General features: G+C 66.6%; 1 protein-coding gene. It reads right to left on the bottom strand.

Annotated features, from left to right (window positions below; all coding sequences use genetic code 11):
* Nucleotides 1-1004 (bottom strand): IS256 family transposase (locus ACFVX4_RS42200; RefSeq protein WP_389988889.1); only part of this gene is annotated, 1004 nt, incomplete at both ends.

The following is a 1004-nucleotide window of genomic DNA, read 5'->3' as shown; positions in this document are numbered from 1 at the left end:
GGTGATGTCGAAGGCGTTGAGTGCGGTCTTCCAGCGCATGGTCCAGCGGGCTTGGCCCTTGCCGGTGGGGTCGAGCGACATGATGGCCATGTAGACGCACTTCAGTGCGGCCTGCTCGTTGGGGAAGTGGCCGCGGGCCTTGACTGCCCGCCGGATCCTGGCGTTGACGGACTCGATCGCGTTGGTGGTGCAGACGATGCGGCGGATCTCGGTGTCGAATCGGAGGAACGGGGTGAACTCCTCCCAGGCGTTCTCCCAGAGCCGCACGACCGCCGGGTATTTCTTGCCCCAGGCGTCGGCGAACTCGGCGAACCGCTCGAGTGCGGCATCCTCGGTCGCCGCGGTGTAGACGGGCTTGAGGACACGCGCGATCTTGTCCCAGTCCTGGCGGGCGGCATAGCGGAAGGAGTTCCGCAGCAGGTGGACCACGCAGGTCTGGACGGTGGTGCGTGGCCAGACGGCCTCGACCGCGTCGGGCAGACCCTTGAGCCCGTCGCAGACGAGCATGAGGACGTCGTTGACACCGCGGTTCTTGATCTCGGTGAGGATGTGCATCCAGTGCTTGGCACCCTCGCCGCCGTCGCCGGCCCACAGCCCGAGGATGTCCCGCCGACCCTCGGTCGTGACCGCCAAGGCCACATATATGGGCCTGTTGGCTACCGCGCCGTCGCGGATCTTCACGTGGATGGCGTCAATGAAGACCACGGGATAGACAGGGTCGAGGGGCCGGTTCTGCCACTCGGCCATGCCCTCGAGGACCTTGTCGGTGATCGTGGAGATCGTCTGGCGGGACACGTCGGCGCCATAGACCTCCGAGAGGTGGGCCTGGACCTCGCCGGTCGTCAGGCCCTTCGCCGCGAGCGAGATGACCATCTCGTCCACGCCGGACAGACGCTTCTGCCGCTTCTTGACAATCCGCGGCTCAAAACTGCCTTCCCGGTCGCGCGGCACGACTATCTCGACCGGGCCGACGTCGGTCAGCACCGTCTTGGCCCGGGTGCCGT

It is taken from the genome of Streptomyces sp. NPDC058240, assembly GCF_042882135.1.
Lineage (GTDB): Bacteria > Actinomycetota > Actinomycetes > Streptomycetales > Streptomycetaceae > Streptomyces.
The sequence above is the reverse complement of the archived record's forward strand: the minus strand, read 5'-3'. Positions and strand labels throughout refer to the sequence as shown.